Raw genomic sequence first — 17192 nt, forward strand, 5'->3', positions numbered from 1 at the left:
AATGATGACTTTTTGTATTTTATGGCATAAAAAAGTGGATTTTAGGCCCAAACTAGGAAGGCACAGGATTTCGACATCGGAAAGGCGGCAGAAAAATGAATTTGAAGTGGAAAACATGGATGGCAGCCGGATTGGCAGCCGTAGTTATAACAGCAGCAACAGGACATGTGGCATTTGCTGATCCAGCCGTTCGTGCTGAGCAACATGACGATGCGTCAAAAGCTTCTTCCTCCGGCAAACCAGCGAAGCCATGCATGCAGGCAGGACACGGTCTGTTCATGATTGGTGAGACGGCAGACTTGCTTGGGATTGGACTTCGGGATCTGAAAGAACAGATGGAACTTGGCAAGACGTTGTCCCAGATTGCGAAAGAGCGTAAGGGACTTAGTGAGGAGCAGTTATTGCAGAAGTTGAAGCCTACACTGGCACAGCGTTTGGATCAAGCTGTGGAAGAAGGTTGTCTCACCAAGGAACAAGCTGCAGCCACGAAGGCAGACATGGATACCAAGTTGAAAAAGGTCATTAATACACCGCTGCGTGATTTGCGGCGTGAATTTGCCCACCATGGCAAACGTTCCATGGTAGATAAGGGCGAAATTGCCCGGTTTATTGGAGTCACCCCTGCTCAACTGCACGAGCAGCTTCAGGGAGGGAAATCCCTGGCTGAGATTGCTCAGGCAAAAGGCATTAGTGAAACGCAGCTGGTGGACAAGCTGAAGGAACAATTAACGGGTGATCTGAAGAGATTTGTGAATCAGAAGGGCAATGTACATCCAGCCCCGGGTCCCCAGGAACCTGTTCCTGGACGATCAACTTCGAGCGAAGTAAATTAAAGAAGAGCGTCTCCGTGAGGGGACGCTCTTCTTTATTCTAAAACGGCTCACTCGTTCCCGGACTGCGAGTTGAGCCGGGTGACGGAGTTCGCTCAGGTGAATTTCTTTTGTCCACAGCAGCTGATGGATTGGGAGTTAAACGTGGTTTGCGCATTAACCCTACGGTGAAACGTGAGCCAGGAAGCTTGGACAGCGCCCAACTGATTGCAAGAGCAATACCAACGGTTACAAGGAACGATAGCAACGTTACAGGCAGATGCCATCCACTGAGTTGAAGCGGTCTGGTGACATAAGCGATCGCGTAGATCACCAGTGCATGAACCAGATATCCACCAAATGAATAGCGGCCAATCCAGGCTAAGAGGCGCTGAAACCGTGTATCTTTGCCCCGCATCAGTACAAGGAAACCATACATCATAAACATCTGAGCCATAATGATCAGAAATGTGGTTGGTTTCAGATAGGTGGAGATATTCAGATTAACAACATCCCCGGACCCACGCAGCACTTCGTAACCAAGCCATATATACATCCCTATAAACAGACAGATCGTCCAAGGCAGGATCTTCGTGGTCCAACTCCTCCAGCTATCCACTGACCAGGCACATACGGCACCCAGTAAAAAGTAAAACCAGTACATCACCCATGAATAGGAGCGATATTGCAGCAACGTTGACCAAGGCTCAGACATGGATTCTGTCCAGCCCCCCATATTATAGTAGGACCATTGCATAAGCAGGGCATATAGTGCTGCTGCAAAGAGAATTAGTCCGATAATGACTTGCATGGGCGTGAAACGTGAGGTGTTCTGGATACGTCTCTGAATGGCTTTTGCTCCTGTCCAGAACAGGGGGAACAGAATATAGAACTGAAACACCATAATAACAAACCAGAGATGATATCCCGTCTGTGGTATAAACAGTTCACGAATCAGACTGCGAAAATCCGGTATGCCTGCAAGCCAGAACGCGGGGGTGAAGATACGGACAGAAAGCCAGTAGATCAGTGTCCATACGACAAACGGCATATAAATATCGCCAAATCGCTTTCGAATGAAGCGAGGATATTCCGGTTTGGTGTTACGATGATGGTAAAACAACATTACACCCGATAGAAATACAAACGTTGGCGTACCAAATCGGGTCAGATGATAAATCATGGTCAGCATAATGGAATCCGGTTGTTCAATATCAGCGCGGTAGATATACTCAGCGATACTATGCTGCATGACGATTGCCAGAAAGGCAATGCCCCGCAGTTCGGTCCATTCCGCTATTCGCGGTTTTTTCACATTGTAATCCTCCCTCCAGGAACCGGAGTTCATCACATAAGGGTACCCGTTAAACATTAAGACTGCATTAAATGGAGAAAATAGGTACTAAAAAAGACGGCTTTGGCCGTCTTTTCTATTGATATATCTCATGCTTGTTTTAGTTCTGTTCCTCTGATGATGGAGTCTCTGAGGACTCGGCATCTTCTTCAAACAGTTTCTGAATGTAGGACTGGAGTTTGGTTACATCAACACCCAGCACCTGAGCTGAGCCGACCAGTTCATTGGTGAGTAGCTTGTTTGGTGGAATCTGCTGCTGATCGATTTCGTTCACATGGATATCGAAGCCAAGTGATGCGAGTTTTAACATCTGGGTTGGACTAAGATCTGTCTCGATATAGGGAGCGATGGCTTCCAGGATATCCGGGATTTTGAAAAGCGACGTAGTGCTCTGCATTTTCTTGGCCAGCTCGGTCATGAAGATCCGCTGCCGTTCGGTACGGGTGAAATCCGATGTGGCATCATGCCGGAACCGAACATATTGCAGGGCGGTCTTGCCGTCCATATGCTGCAATCCTTTTTTTAAGTCAATGTCGTACATATGTTTATCTGCTTTACTGGTGTAATACATGTCTTTCTCCACGTCGATTTCAATGCCACCTACCGCATCAACGAGTGCCATGAAACCTGTAAAGTCTGTGTAGACATAATGCTGAATGGGAATACCGAGCAGATCACTGACGGTTTGTTTGGTCAGCTCCGCACCCCCGTAGGAAAAGGCTGCATTAAGTCTGCTTTTTCCATGCCCGGGAATGGCGACATAGGTATCACGCAGTACGGAGAATAGATGGGCTTTCTTGGTGACCGGATCAATGGAAGCGACCATGACCGAGTCCGAGCGTCCTGCATCGTCGCCTCTTGAGTCTCCACCAAGGAGCAGAATGTTCACCCGTTCTTGGCCCTCCCATCTGGGAATCGTTGTTGTTGGTGTGTCTGAATCGTTGTCTGTGCCGGAAGAGGACGAGTTGGATGAAGTCCCGGAAGCCGTGGAGATGCTATTGGCAAAATGAACAATCGAATATCCGTAATATACAACGACACCTGTAATCGCAAGTGCCAGGGTCAGGGCTGTACCCCATAACCATTTTTTAAGCATAATCTTCACCTTTCTATGATTGAACTGATATGTAACCCAAACTAGTTTAACAAAAAGAAAGCAAAATGTCCTCTTTGATTTCGTAACTTCGGTCAATGTGAGGAATGTTTGACAAATAGTTAGTGTATATTTATTATGTAAAAAATAATCTTGTTTTGTGTAATGGGGGTATTAAAAGCCAGTTATGAATCAATCACTATTTAATTGGATTAATCAGTTTGCAGACCAAATACCGTTTCTGGACTGGTTTATGATCACATCATCCGAGTATGCGGTTTGGGTCATGATTGCACTGCTCGTTATCGTATGGTTTCTCGGCGATCCATCGAAACAACGAATTGTTTTTTATGCCTGTGTGGCTTCCATTGTAGCGCTAGTTCTGGCCAAATGGGGGATATCACCAGCGGTCGGTCACCCAAGACCTTTTGTAGAAGGGACTGTGCATCAGCTGGTTGCCCATGTACCTGATCCTTCTTTTCCAAGTAAACATGCTTCCTTTGTATTTGCTCTAGCGGCTGCTTCATTCTTTATTGGACGTCGCTTCGGGTCATGGATGTTGTTACTCGCTGTGTTGACAGGGGTGTCGCGTGTATATGTTGGTGTGCATTATCCAGGAGATATTCTGGGAGGATTCATTCTCGGAAGTCTGCTTAGTGTGGTTCTGATTACAACCCGCAATTATACCAAGTCGATTCCCGACTTCTTCATTAACATACACCGACGTGTTTTTCGTTAGCTTTTGAAAGCAATGTCTAGTGAAGTTTTGGTAGTTTAGTTTATTGAAAGAAGTCTCTTATCTCTGGTTCTGCCAAAGATGGGAGACTTTTTTTGTGTTATGTTCGAAGTTACATGAAATTTACAGAAATTGAATTCTAACATATACAATTCACGACGATAGGTGACGATATATTATAAATATGTATTATTTTGAGGAGTGGGACACATGGAAGACACGCGGGGGAATAAGTTGGGGATATTGAAGTTAACGATTCGAGGCAAGTTACTGACTGGTTTTCTCATAGTCGTGGCTCTGTTGATTGTTGTAAGCGTTTATGCGTTAATACAGATCCATAATATGTCTGGTAAAGCCAATGATGTGGATCAGACCTGGATGCCGAGTGTAAGCCTGCTAGGTATGATGAATGGTGATGTTTCGGATGTAGAGCGGTTGGCGCTGGCCATTATCGTTGAACAGGACGAAGACGAAAACGTCAAGTTAAATGAAGCGTTACAGCTGCTTCTTACCAAGATTGAAGATGAGCGCAAACAGTTGCAAACGTACTTTGTAGGCAACGAAGCAGCGCTTAAGCTGTATAATGAAGATTTCAGTACGAACTATGATGCATATCTGGCTAAAATGCCCGCATTCATCGAAATGGGTCTGAAAAACGATTATGCGGGAGCAAGCAGACTTCATACTGAGGCCTACCCAATGTGGTATACAGCAAACGACACCCTTGCCAAGTTAATTACCTTGGGCAATGAAGGATCGGATGCAGCAACGAATGATTCTGTCGAGTTGGCGGAGAATACATTTAATGTGATTTTGGCAGTGACGATTTTTGCATTCCTGATCGCCGTGTTCATTGCATTCTTCATTGCAAGCATCATCTCACGTCCAATCAAAAAGATGAATGAAGCGGCCATGGCTATTGCCAATGGTGATCTGACGGGTGAGACGATTGTGCTCAAGAACAAAGACGAATTGGGAACGCTCGCGGCTTCCTTCAATACCATGAGTGGTAATTTGCGCTCCATGATTGAATCGGTATCGATGACTTCCGAACAGGTAGCAGCTTCATCGGAAGAGCTTCTTGCAAGTGCAGAGCAGAATACTCAAGCCTCGGAACAGATTTCCGAAACGGTTGAGGAACTGGCCGTGGGCACGTCAGATCAAGTTGATATTGTGAAGCGCTCTTCACAGGCGATGAATGAGATGGCTCTCGGATCAGAGCAGATTGCCGAGCTTGCTCAGAGTGTATCCGTATCTGCTGTAGATGCGGCGAATCAATCTTCCGAAGGAAATATGATTATTCAGCAAGCGGTTGAACAGATGGGTTCTGTTCGAAATTCCATTGCTTCGCTTACTGAATTGGTTACAGGGCTGGGGGAACGTTCAGCAGAGATTGGAACCATTACCGAGGTAATCAACAACATTGCCCGGCAGACCAATCTGCTTGCACTGAATGCAGCCATTGAAGCCGCACGAGCAGGAGAGCACGGACGTGGTTTCGCCGTAGTTGCGGGAGAAGTGCGTAAGTTGGCTGAGGAATCTTCTACATCTGCGCAAAGAATTACGGATCTCGTTCAATTGATTCAGAAAGATACGGATCATGCTGTTCAGGCAGTGAAAGTGAACAGCAGTGAGACAGAAGCAGGAATCGAGATGGTTACTGCGGCAGGACAAGCCTTCGAGCAGATCTCGGATGCGGTCAACAAAGTAGCGGGTGAAATCCAGGAAGTATCTGCAGGTTCAGAGGAAATGTCGGCCAGTACAACTGAGGTTGTAGGATATGTAAGTCAAATCTCCAACATTGCCGGAGAGGCAGCGGGCGGGGTTCATAATGTATCTGCCGCAACTCAGCAGCAGTTGGCTTCGATGGAAGAGATTGCATCATCCGCAGGTTCATTATCCAAAATGGCCGAAGAACTGCAGGAGCAGATTAACAAGTTCAAAGTGTAACTAAGAGATGTTCTGTGATATCTAGGGTGTACAGAAACATACTGACAGGATGGTCAGAATGCCATTCGATTTGTACTGCTGATGATAACAAGGGCGAGAAGCTGTTTCTCTAACGCGCATATGCGTTAGAGAAACAGCTTTTTTTGTCACATGACGCAGAGCAGGTCACAACAATGTTATTTCAGAAGTCACCAACGCTTATATAGCTGGTGAAACAAACGGCTATAATGGTAATTAATGGTGGAACTTACACTGAAATACACCATGGGAAGGAGCGATATAAACTTGCAGTCCAGAGTAATGCATACGGAATATTGATGAAGAGGAGATGAATAGTTGAACATGAAGGGGAGCTGGTGGAGACGAGTCGCTATGATCGCGTTATCGGCAGGATTACTGGCAGGGAGTTTATCGATGGGCACAGGAATTCGTAAGGCGGATGCGGCCGCTGGAAATCAGAACTATGCTGAAGCACTGCAAAAGGCCATTTACTTCTATGAGGCACAGCGCTCGGGTCCGTTGCCAGCGAGTAATCGGGTCGAATGGCGTGGTAATTCGGGCATGCAGGATGGAGCTGATGTAGGTGTTGATCTGACCGGAGGATGGTATGATGCCGGAGATCACGTGAAGTTTGGTTTTCCGATGGCTGCTTCCGCAACGATGCTCGCCTGGTCTGTCGTGGAATACAGTGACGGATATGAACAGGCCGGACAACTGGAGGAGATCAAGGATAATATCCGATGGGCGACCGACTATTTTATGAAAGCGCATACGAAACCAAATGAATTATGGGGACAAGTGGGGGCAGGTAATACCGACCATGCCTGGTGGGGACCCGCAGAAGTCATGCAGATGAACCGTCCTTCGTTCAAGATTGATGCTTCATGCCCGGGCAGTGATCTGGCGGCAGAAACGGCTGCAGCGCTGGCAGCGTCATCGATTGTATTTGCAGATGATGATCCGGCATATTCGGCCAGACTGCTTCAACATGCGAAAGAGCTGTACAACTTCGCAGATACATATCGGGGGGAATACACCGATTGTATCACTGATGCTGCAGCGTTTTATAATTCGTGGACAGGATACGAAGACGAGTTGGCATGGGGTGGCGCATGGCTTTATTTAGCTACTAATGATAGCGCTTACTTGTCCAAAGCCATTGCAGCTACGGACCGGTGGTCTTCTAGCGGAGGCTCAGCCAATTGGCCTTATACCTGGACACAAGGTTGGGACAGTAAACATTATGGTGCCCAGATTCTGCTTGCCCGTATTACGTCCAGTTTGAACATGCCGGAGGCGACAAGATTTATTCAGTCGACTGAGCGCAATCTGGATTATTGGACGGTTGGAGTCAATGGGACACGAGTCAAGTATACGCCAGGAGGTCTGGCGTGGCTGGATCAGTGGGGATCGCTCCGATATGCAGCGAATGCATCCTTTATTTCTTTTGTATACTCCGACTGGGTCAGTGATCCTGTGAAAAAGTCAAGATATCAGGATTTTGCTGTCTCACAGATGAATTATATTCTGGGCGATAATCCGCGTCAGAGCAGTTATGTGGTCGGATATGGGCAAAATGCACCTCAACATCCGCATCATCGGACCGCTCACAGTTCATGGCTGAATAACGAAGATATCCCGGCTAACCATCGCCACATTCTGTATGGTGCCATGGTCGGTGGCCCGAATGCATCGGATGGATATACCGATGATATCGGGGATTACGTGAGCAATGAGGTCGCAACCGATTACAATGCTGGTTTTACCGGCGCACTGGCAAAGATGAATTTGCTATTTGGTCAGAATCATCAGCCCCTGGCGAACTTCCCTGCACCTGAGGTGAAGGGAGATGAGTTCTTTGTGGAGGCTGCGATCAAATCATCAGGTGCCAATTATACGGAAATCAGAGCACAGCTTAATAATCGTTCCGCTTGGCCTGCCCGAATGGGAGATCAACTTTCTTTTAAGTATTTCCTGGATCTGAGTGAAGTGTATGCTGCCGGACGTACGGTATCGGACGTGCAAGTGACAACCTCCTATACGGAGGGGGCGACGGTATCCCAACCAGTTGTGGTGAATGCAGCCCAGCATATCTATGCCATTACGGCGAACTTCGGTAATACCAAGATCTATCCAGGTGGGGAAGGAAATTATCGTAAAGAAGTACAGTTCCGCATTACAGGCCCACAGGGTGCATGGAATGCCAGCAATGATCATTCGTTCCAGACGCTGACCACAGGCACTCCTGTGAAGAGCATATACCTTCCAGTCTATGATGCAGGTGTGAAGGTGTATGGACAGGAGCCTGGTGTTACACCAGTCACTGTCCCAGCCGCACCCGCTGGCGTGCAGGCTGTAGCGGGAAGCAGTCAGGTTAACCTGACCTGGGCCGCTGTATCCGGGGCCGAATCGTATACGGTGAAGCGCTCCGAGGTGAGTGGAGGACCATATACAACTGTTGCAACAGGGGTTAATGGATTGACCTACACAAACACGGGACTGACCAACGGGACGGCTTATTATTATGTAGTGACTGCTGTGAATTCAGCAGGGGAATCATCGGGTTCTGTACAGGTGTCGGCTACCCCGCAAGCAGCTTCGACGGTGCCGGGAGCACTGACTTTAAGTGGGGCAGCTGGTAATGCGCAGTCGGTCCTGACATGGACAGCAGCCTCGGGCGCGTCTAGCTATAAGGTACAACGTTCGGTGGCAGGTGGGGCATATGCAGATGTGGCAACCGGATTGTCCGTGTTGACTTACACCGATACAACAGCGCTGAATGGCACCACGTACAATTACCGGATTGCAGCCGTGAATGCGAACGGACAGACACTGTCCAATGTCCTGGCACTAACGCCTTCTGCACCTCCGGTGACGACCGGTACACTCGAAGTGCAGTACCGCAGCGGAGGGTCAGGGAATTCAAGTAATGCGGCGACTCCGCAGTTCAACGTGAAGAATACCGGAACACAGGCGATTGATCTCAGTACCGTGAAGATCCGATATTATTTCACCAAGGATGGTGCGGATCAAATGACCTTCTGGTGTGATTATGCCGAGATGGGCACGGCCAATGTTGAAGGTACATTTGTCGCAGTGAATCCGGCGAAGGGTACCGCAGATACGTATCTGGAGATTAGCTTCAAGTCCGGAGCAGGCAGTTTGGCCGCTGGAGCAGAGACCGGCGTGATTCAAGCACGCTTTTCCAAAAATAACTGGAGCAATTTCGATCTAAGTAATGATTATTCCTATGATGCTTCCAAGACGGCTTTTGCCGCATGGAACAAGGTAACCGGGTATCAGGGAAACACCAAAGTATGGGGCTTGGAGCCGTAACTGGCTGAATCATAAGCAGAAGAGCAGCATGGACAGACCAACAGCAATTATATTCAATTTCCACTATTCCAGGGAGGTATATATTAATGTTGAAATCAGCTGCGAAAAAAAGTTTAACAGCCATGCTGGCGGGAACCGTCATGTTGACCGGATACACCGGACTCTGGGCAGGGCCGCAAACAGCACATGCCGCAGATCAGGCCATCGAGATTCAGGCAGACAGCATTAATGAAGCCCGGTTTTTGCAATTATATGATCAGTTGAAAGATCCGGCGAACGGATATTTTTCGCCAGAGGGTCTACCGTATCATTCCATTGAGACCCTGTTGAGTGAGGCCCCGGATTATGGTCATATGACGACGTCAGAGGCATACAGTTACTGGCTGTGGTTGGAAACTATGTATGGCCACTACACGGGAGACTGGTCCCAACTGGAAGCAGCTTGGGACAGTATGGAGAAATACATTATCCCGGTCAACGAAGGTGACGGCAAGGAAGAGCAGCCTACGATGAGCTCATACAACCCGAACAGCCCTGCTACGTATGCAGCGGAAAAACCTTTTCCTGATCAATATCCATCGCCACTTAATGGTCAATATGCAGCGGGTAAAGACCCGATTGATGCTGAACTTAAGGCGACCTATGGTAACAATCAGACCTATCTCATGCACTGGCTGGTCGATGTGGATGACTGGTATGGATATGGAAACCTGTTGAATCCATCACATACGGCTACCTATGTGAACACGTTCCAGCGTGGGGAGCAGGAGTCTGTGTGGGAAGCCATTCCGCATCCATCTCAGGATGATAAATCTTTTGGTAAGGCAAACGAAGGCTTCATGAGCTTGTTCACAAAGGAAACTCAGGTACCGTCAGCGCAATGGCGTTACACAAACGCAACGGATGCCGATGCACGTGCAGTACAGGTGCTGTATTGGGCGAAGGAGATGGGATACAACAATCCGGAATATCTGGATAAAGCGAAGAAGATGGGGGACTATCTGCGCTACGGCATGTATGATAAATACTTCCAGAAAATTGGGAGTGCAAAGAACGGTACACCAACTCCGGGTACAGGCAAGGATTCCAACATGTATCTCATGGCTTGGTATACGTCTTGGGGAGGTGGCTTGGGTCAAGGTGGGGATTGGGCTTGGCGCATTGGAGCGAGCCATACCCATCAGGCTTATCAAAACCCGGTTGCAGCGTATGCTTTGTCTGATCCGGCTGGCGGCTTGATTCCGGAATCAGCAACAGCGAAGGCAGATTGGAATGCGACGTTGAAACGTCAGTTGGAATTCTACACTTGGCTACAATCCCATGAAGGAGCCATCGGCGGGGGAGCAACGAACAGTCTGGATGGTTCATACAAAGCCTATCCGGCAGGCGTAAGTACATTCTATGACATGGCTTATCAGGAGGCACCTGTATATCGTGATCCGGATTCCAACACCTGGTTTGGATTCCAGGCATGGCCGCTGGAGCGTGTAGCCGAGATGTATTATATTCTTGCGGAGAGCGGGGACTTGACCTCTGAGAACTTCCAGATGGCCAAGAAGGTAATCACGAAGTGGATCGACTGGAGTAAGGATTATGTATTTGTAGGTGAGCGTCCGGTGACGGATGCGCAAGGGTATTATCTGAATTCGGCTGGACAGCGCATTTTGGGAGGAACTAATGTTCAGGTAGCAACAACGCCGGCGCCGGGAGAGTTCTGGATTCCGGGTGGTCAGGAATGGCAGGGTCAACCGGACAAGTGGAATGGATTCAGTTCGTTTACGGAAAATCCGAACTTCCGTGTAACGACCAAAGATCCAGTGCAGGACACAGGAGTTCTGGGAAGTTACGTTAAAGCTCTGACCTTCTTCGCAGCCGGAACACAGGCAGAGAACGGTACACTTAGCGCGGAAGGCCAAGAAGCCAAGGATCTGGCTGAGGCTCTGTTGAATACAGCTTGGGATTACAATGATGGTGTGGGGATTGTTACAGAAGAAGAACGTAAAGACTACTTCCGCTTCTTTGCCAAAGAGATCTATATCCCGGCGAACTGGTCTGGAACCTTTGGTCAAGGCAATACAATTCCAGGTACAGCAGGTGTACCTTCCGATCCGGCAAAAGGTGGCAATGGCGTATACATTGGATACTCCGATCTGCGTCCAGCTATCAAGCAAGATCCGGCATGGGCTTACCTGGATAATATGTACAAAACGTCATATAACACAACCACGAAACAGTGGGAAAACGGTGCACCTACCTTTACGTATCACCGGTTCTGGTCACAGGTGGATATGGCTACAGCGTACGGCGAGTATGATCGTCTCCTCGGAGATTCGAATAGTCCGGAAGTGGAAGTACCCGCTGCTCCTGCTGGCGTAACAGCAACTGGAGGAAGTGAGCAAGTGGTTCTGAATTGGAACGCAGCCGCTGGTGCAGCCTCGTATACTGTGAAACGTGCAGCGGTGAATGGTGGTCCTTATACGTCTGTAGCGACAGGGGTTACAGGATCAACATTCACGGATACAGGCTTGACCAACGGCACAACGTATTATTATGTCATCACTGCGGTGAATGCCGTAGGTGAGTCTGCACCGTCGACACAGGCATCTGCAACGCCACTCGCAGGTACCGTTGTGCCAGGCGTATTCAACCTCACTGGAACGGCTGGCGATGCCCAGGCGATACTGACATGGACCGCATCAACTGGAGCAGCGAGTTATAAGGTACAACGTTCGGTAGGCACCGGAGCATATGCTGATCTGGCAACAGGTTTGACCGCACTGACGTATACCGACGCTACAGCGGTGAATGGTACGGCTTATAATTATAGAGTCGTAGCCATTAATACGAGTGGTCAGACGAATTCAAATGTATTGGTGTTGACCCCATTGGCACCTCCAGTTACAACGGGAACACTTGAAGTACAATACCGTAATGGAAGTTCAGGGGCTTCGGTCAATGCGATTACTCCACAATTTAATGTGAAGAATACAGGTACAACTGCTGTGGACTTGAGCAAAGTGAAGGTCCGGTATTATTTCACCAAGGATAGTGCCGCTGATCTGAGCTTCTGGTGTGATTATGCGCAGATTGGCAGTGGTAACGTGGAAGGGCATTTTGTTTCGATAGATCCGGCCAAGGGCACGGCAGATACGTATCTGGAGATTGGATTCAAAGCGGGTGCCGGCAGTTTGGCCGCGGGTGCCGAAACCGGAATCATCCAGGGACGTTTCTCGAAAAACAACTGGACGAATTTTGATCAAACGAATGATTATTCCTTTGATTCTACCCAATCGGCCTTCAGTGCCTGGACAAAAGTGACGGCTTATCAGGATGGCGCCAAGGTATGGGGAATTGAACCTTAAATGAGTTGATCGACCGATTGTAGAGTGATGTTACTCATCATACAGGTTAAGCCGGGGAGGAATCCCTGGCTTTTCTTGTTTTATGGAAAGCAAAAATGAAATTCGAAATAATCACCGGAAACTGCTGATAAATCGATCCGTATTGAGTCTGGAGGCAAAAATGTGAATTCGGTGAACGGTAATCGGCAAATGAATCATAGTAATGTTTACCATATTTGCGATTTTAATCATTAAAATATAGGTCATATGGCATATACCCTGAATGAGAAACGACCTAACTCTTTTATCGCGGTAAAATGAAGCATATCAAATAGTTACAATAATTTAACCTTTCAAAAAGAAGGGATCAGCAGTGAATTTTTCCAGCAGATTATGGACACACCCTGATACTTAGTGCTCAAGTTCGCCTATATCAATACAGGACTTTCGACTGATGAACGTTATGGATAGCCCGTTTACAATGGGGCAAGCCCGGGAGAACCAAGCCAGGTTAAAATTCTGTAACATCAGGGGGAACTCGACATCATGAACTGGAAAAAAACGATTATTACGGCAAGTGTCACAGCAACGATGCTGATGGGAAGTCTGACGACAGGAGCACTAACGGCACAGGTATCGGCAGCTGCTGTTAACAATTCACAAGTAAAAGTAATTTGGGGCGTAAACCTACGCACAACACCTTCTTCTTCTGCGAAGATTGTTCGCTTGGTCGCTAAAGGGGAAACGGTAACGGTGCTTCAGCAATCCGGTTCGGATTGGTATAAGATTAAGGATTCTGCTAACCGGACAGGCTACATATCTTCTTCATCCAAATACACACAAGCGATTAGTGGCGGCACAAGCGGATCGGGTTCGAATAGTGGTACATCGGTGACCGGCAATGCATCTGTAGAAAAAGTGATTGCAGCCGGAATGAAATATTTGGGAACACCTTATGAGTTCGGAGCCAGTCGTAACAGCACAGCTACTTTTGACTGTTCCAGCTTTGTACGCCAGGCCTTCATTGATGCACTGGGCATCAAGCTTCCAGCGGATTCCCGCAAACAGGGAGACTATGTAAAAGCCAAGGGTACAGTTCAGACGAACTGGAAAAACCTGAAACGCGGTGATCTGATGTATTTCATGTCGTATAAAGGCAGCTCTGCATCATCGTATTCGGGCGTGAATAAATCTAGCGCAACCATTACGCACACAGGGATTTACCTGGGCAACGGCAAGGTATTACATACGTATTCCAACGCTGGCGGTGGTGTAACAACTAGTGATATCTCCGGCAAACACTGGGAGTATCGCTTCCTGTTTGGTGGCAGTGCGCTGTAAGTTAGAACAAGAACTTTCTTAAATAATCTACGCATGTTCATATGCATACAAAACACCTCCCATTCTGCCTTTGACAGGCGACTGGGAGGTGTTTTGGTGTTATTTATTATTTTGAAGAACTCAATCGTGGTAGTACAGCCGGAACAGGATATCCTGATTGTAGTTGCCGAATCCCTCGCCATATAAGGTAAGCCCGCCCACATGCTGAGCATCTTCCTCCACCGAAAGACGAAGAGTCCATTGGTTGCGTTCGACCGGGATATCTGCGAGTGTAATGTCGGATAGATGTTGTCCATCAATAAACGTACCCTCATTGGTAATTCGCAGTACCTTGAGCATGCCGTACTGATTGACACTGTCACTCCACCATTCAGGGGTGAACATGCCACGTCCGTTGCCTGAATCTCCAGGACTTGTCCATTCCCCCAATCGGATGCCATTCAGCATGAATGTAATATCCGAGGGCCAATTCGGATTAACCGAAGGTGCTTCTGATCCGATCTCAAGGGACAATTCAATCGCATTGATCTGTTGTCCGGATAAAATATAGTTTGGAATTTTGTACTCCACAAATCCACGGCCAAACCACAGAATATGCGCATGCATCCGCTCGGGGTCGAGAAAATAACGAGGGTCATCATACTGTCCGATAACATGATTGGATGTAGCCAGACCACATGTCGGATAGACGTCAAAGTGGGTGTAGTGTCCCACAGGGACGGAAACCTCGTGAAGCTTGCGGGCTGTCCCGCTTTCCTGTGGCATTGAGATGCCAATCCAGTCTACAGCAAGGCTGTTCATTTTATGTGTGCCGCCGTCTTTGCGTATCATTTTGGACTGAATAATGCCCACATCCTGAAGTTTGCGGACATGCATGGTCACGATGGCACTACTCAGACCCAGTGAAGCAGCAAGGTCTTTCACATTCATCGGAGTCTCTGCAACAAGGCGGATGATCTGTAGACGGACTTCACTGGCAAGTGCTTCATATAGGGGTAGCCATTCGGCATCGGTATTTGCTCTGATCACAGTTGTTCCTCCATTTTATCTGTATAGAATTAAGTTAAACATAAATTCAGTAAAAAGAATAACATTTTGCAAAATTCAGGTTGAAATTAAGGCTATAATCGATTTTAATATAAATATGAACGTTGATCCATAGAATATCAATTAATTTTTATATTAATCTTAGGGAGTTGAAATTCATTATGGAAAAAGCAAAAATGACGGTTGATAAAGATTTTACTATTGGTGTAGTGGATAAGCGCTTGTACGGATCATTTATTGAGCATCTGGGACGTGCCGTCTATGGCGGGATTTATGAGCCAGGGCATCCATCAGCGAACGAACAGGGTTTCCGCACGGATGTGCTGGAGATGGTCAAGGAGTTGAATGTACCGATTGTACGTTATCCTGGAGGTAATTTTGTATCCGGTTACAATTGGGAAGATTCGGTTGGACCTGTGTCAGAACGCAAACGCAGACTGGAACTGGCCTGGAGAACGATTGAGACGAATGAATTTGGCTTCAACGAATTCGTGGACTGGGCAAAACAGGCTAATTCTGAAGTGATGATGGCGGTCAATCTGGGAACACGGGGTACGGATGCAGCTCGCAACATTGTGGAGTACAGCAACCATCCGGAAGGTTCGTACTATAGTGATCTTCGCATCAAGCATGGATACAAGCAGCCACATGCGATCAAAACATGGTGTCTGGGCAACGAGATGGATGGTCCTTGGCAGATTGGTCACAAAACGGCAGATGAGTATGGACGGTTAGCTGTTGAAGCGGCAAAAGTCATGAAGTGGACGGACCCGACGATTGAGCTGGTAGCCTGCGGAAGTTCGAATCTGAATATGCCATCGTTCCCGGAATGGGAAGCAACGGTGCTGGATCATACGTATGATCACGTCGAGTATCTGTCCTTGCATCAATACTACGGCAATCAAGAGCAAGATACGCCAACGTTCCTGGCACGCTCGCTTGAAATGGATCGTTTTATCGATACCGTGAAGGCGACTTGTGATTATATCAAAGCGAAGAAACGTAGCAAAAAGACGATGTATCTGTCCTTTGATGAGTGGAATGTATGGTATCACTCCAATGAAAATGATTCGAAGATGGACCCTTGGCAGATTGCTCCGCCACAGCTTGAGGATATCTACAATCATGAGGATGCACTGCTTGTTGGATGTATGTTGATCAGTATGCTCAAACATGCGGATCGGGTTAAAATGGCTTGTCTGGCACAACTGGTTAACGTGATTGCGCCGATCATGACAGATACGGGCGGTGGTTCATGGAGACAGACGATTTTCTATCCATTCATGCATACGTCCCTCTTCGGACGTGGAACAGCATTGGTACCATTGATCCAGTCTCCAAAATACGATACAAAACAAATCACAGATGTTCCTTATCTGGAAGCTATTGCGGTTCATAACGAAGAGCAGGGTGAAGTGACTGTATTTGCAGTCAACCGTCATCTGGAAGAATCCCTTCCGCTCGAAGTGGACCTGCGCAGCTTCGGGAAGTGTACCGTGATCGAGCATATCGTGCTGGAAAGTGATGATCTCAAAGCATCTAATACGGCGGCACAACCAAACCGCGTTGCTCCTCATAATCGCGGGGGTGCAGTTGTATCTGATACTCTGATTACGGCGAGTTTGGCGAAAGCATCATGGAACGTAATCCGTTTGAAAGTCCAGTAATGGATTAGCATAAAGGGATGGGACACGTGGGAGCGCAATGGCAGGTATGATGCCTGAGAGGGAAGCCAGTGAACAGCGGATTAGCGTGTTCCTTCAATTAAAAAAGCTGGGTGCGAGTTCATCGCATCCAGCTTTTTTTCGTTGTATTTTATAGGGAAAGGGAAGGCATGGGGGACATGAGTGATGATGTGGCAGACAAGATAGCATATGAGTTAGGTAATGGTGTGTGTTGAAAATGAAGTGCACAGTCCTGTCATACGCATACGCGCTAACGAGCCTGGGACACCTTATTGTGCCGATTATCGTTATAGTAGATATTTAACGAATCTGAGACACGGTATCCTGGCAAAATGATGGATGAATCTCGGTAAAATCATGCCCAAAGCGGAAAAAACGTGTCTAGGATTCGTTAGAAAATTAGAGTAGCCAAAAACAGACTAATAACTTGTGCTGAGTTCGTTACAATCCCACCCACCTGTGTGAAAAGTTTATTTCTGTTCCGCTTTGATTCAGCGTAG

Annotated in this window: 10 protein-coding genes; 7 read left to right on the top strand and 3 right to left on the bottom strand. The window is 47.6% G+C overall.

The genetic code is table 11. From position 1 onward, the window contains the following. The first annotated feature begins 95 nt into the window (after nt 1-95). A complete protein-coding gene (locus tag MHI55_RS06335; protein ID WP_340389338.1) occupies nt 96-833 on the top strand; it encodes a hypothetical protein in 738 nt (245 codons plus the stop codon). A 37-nt stretch (nt 834-870) separates the two neighbouring features. Here the strand turns inward: MHI55_RS06335 and MHI55_RS06340 are convergent, their stop codons facing one another. Further along, on the bottom strand, nt 871-2124 hold the full coding sequence (locus tag MHI55_RS06340) for an acyltransferase (RefSeq protein ID WP_340389340.1): 1254 nt from the start codon (nt 2122-2124) through the stop codon (nt 871-873). 139 nt (nt 2125-2263) lie between these two features. Continuing rightward, on the bottom strand, nt 2264-3259 hold the full coding sequence (locus MHI55_RS06345; RefSeq protein WP_340389342.1) for an LCP family protein: 996 nt from the start codon (nt 3257-3259) through the stop codon (nt 2264-2266). Nucleotides 3260-3443: 184 nt separating this feature from the next. Between MHI55_RS06345 and MHI55_RS06350 the strand changes: the two genes are divergently transcribed. From MHI55_RS06350 to MHI55_RS06370, 5 genes are all read left to right on the top strand, one after another. Further along, nucleotides 3444-3995, top strand: coding sequence for an undecaprenyl-diphosphatase (locus MHI55_RS06350; protein ID WP_076251333.1), 552 nt, complete (start codon nt 3444-3446; stop codon nt 3993-3995). Nucleotides 3996-4202: 207 nt separating this feature from the next. Next, the gene (locus MHI55_RS06355) at nt 4203-5942 is read left to right on the top strand and encodes a methyl-accepting chemotaxis protein (protein ID WP_083684457.1); all 1740 of its coding nucleotides are present in this window, start codon (nt 4203-4205) and stop codon (nt 5940-5942) included. 342 nt (nt 5943-6284) lie between these two features. Continuing rightward, nucleotides 6285-9278: a glycoside hydrolase family 9 protein gene (locus tag MHI55_RS06360; protein ID WP_083684505.1), complete on the top strand. Its 2994-nt coding sequence runs from the start codon at nt 6285-6287 to the stop codon at nt 9276-9278. A gap of 86 nt (nt 9279-9364) precedes the next feature. After that, nucleotides 9365-12640: a glycoside hydrolase family 48 protein gene (locus MHI55_RS06365; RefSeq protein ID WP_340389344.1), complete on the top strand. Its 3276-nt coding sequence runs from the start codon at nt 9365-9367 to the stop codon at nt 12638-12640. Between the two features lie 525 nt (nt 12641-13165). After that, nucleotides 13166-13960 carry an SH3 domain-containing C40 family peptidase gene (locus MHI55_RS06370; protein ID WP_047841902.1) on the top strand — a complete coding sequence of 265 codons (795 nt, stop codon included), beginning with the start codon at nt 13166-13168 and terminating at the stop codon, nt 13958-13960. Nucleotides 13961-14080: 120 nt separating this feature from the next. Here MHI55_RS06370 and MHI55_RS06375 read toward each other — a convergent pair whose 3' ends face one another. Continuing rightward, nucleotides 14081-14989 (bottom strand): ArsR family transcriptional regulator, encoded by a 909-nt coding sequence (locus tag MHI55_RS06375; RefSeq protein WP_082218994.1) that lies wholly within the window; start codon nt 14987-14989, stop codon nt 14081-14083. Nucleotides 14990-15168: 179 nt separating this feature from the next. Between MHI55_RS06375 and MHI55_RS06380 the strand changes: the two genes are divergently transcribed. Next, nucleotides 15169-16674: an alpha-N-arabinofuranosidase gene (locus MHI55_RS06380; RefSeq protein ID WP_100526926.1), complete on the top strand. Its 1506-nt coding sequence runs from the start codon at nt 15169-15171 to the stop codon at nt 16672-16674. Nucleotides 16675-17192: the final 518 nt, after the last annotated feature.

The organism is Paenibacillus sp. FSL E2-0151, from assembly GCF_037993015.1.
GTDB lineage: Bacteria > Bacillota > Bacilli > Paenibacillales > Paenibacillaceae > Paenibacillus > Paenibacillus amylolyticus.

Bases quoted from the DNA above. Each gene is read 5' to 3' on its own strand.
- MHI55_RS06365 (WP_340389344.1), top strand. From the start codon at position 9,365: ATGTTGAAATCAGCTGCGAAAAAAAGTTTAACAGCCATGCTGGCGGGA.
- MHI55_RS06355 (WP_083684457.1), top strand. From the start codon at position 4,203: ATGGAAGACACGCGGGGGAATAAGTTGGGGATATTGAAGTTAACGATT.
- MHI55_RS06345 (WP_340389342.1), bottom strand. From the start codon at position 3,259: ATGCTTAAAAAATGGTTATGGGGTACAGCCCTGACCCTGGCACTTGCG.
- MHI55_RS06360 (WP_083684505.1), top strand. From the start codon at position 6,285: ATGAAGGGGAGCTGGTGGAGACGAGTCGCTATGATCGCGTTATCGGCA.
- MHI55_RS06350 (WP_076251333.1), top strand. From the start codon at position 3,444: ATGAATCAATCACTATTTAATTGGATTAATCAGTTTGCAGACCAAATA.
- MHI55_RS06370 (WP_047841902.1), top strand. From the start codon at position 13,166: ATGAACTGGAAAAAAACGATTATTACGGCAAGTGTCACAGCAACGATG.
- MHI55_RS06380 (WP_100526926.1), top strand. From the start codon at position 15,169: ATGGAAAAAGCAAAAATGACGGTTGATAAAGATTTTACTATTGGTGTA.
- MHI55_RS06335 (WP_340389338.1), top strand. From the start codon at position 96: ATGAATTTGAAGTGGAAAACATGGATGGCAGCCGGATTGGCAGCCGTA.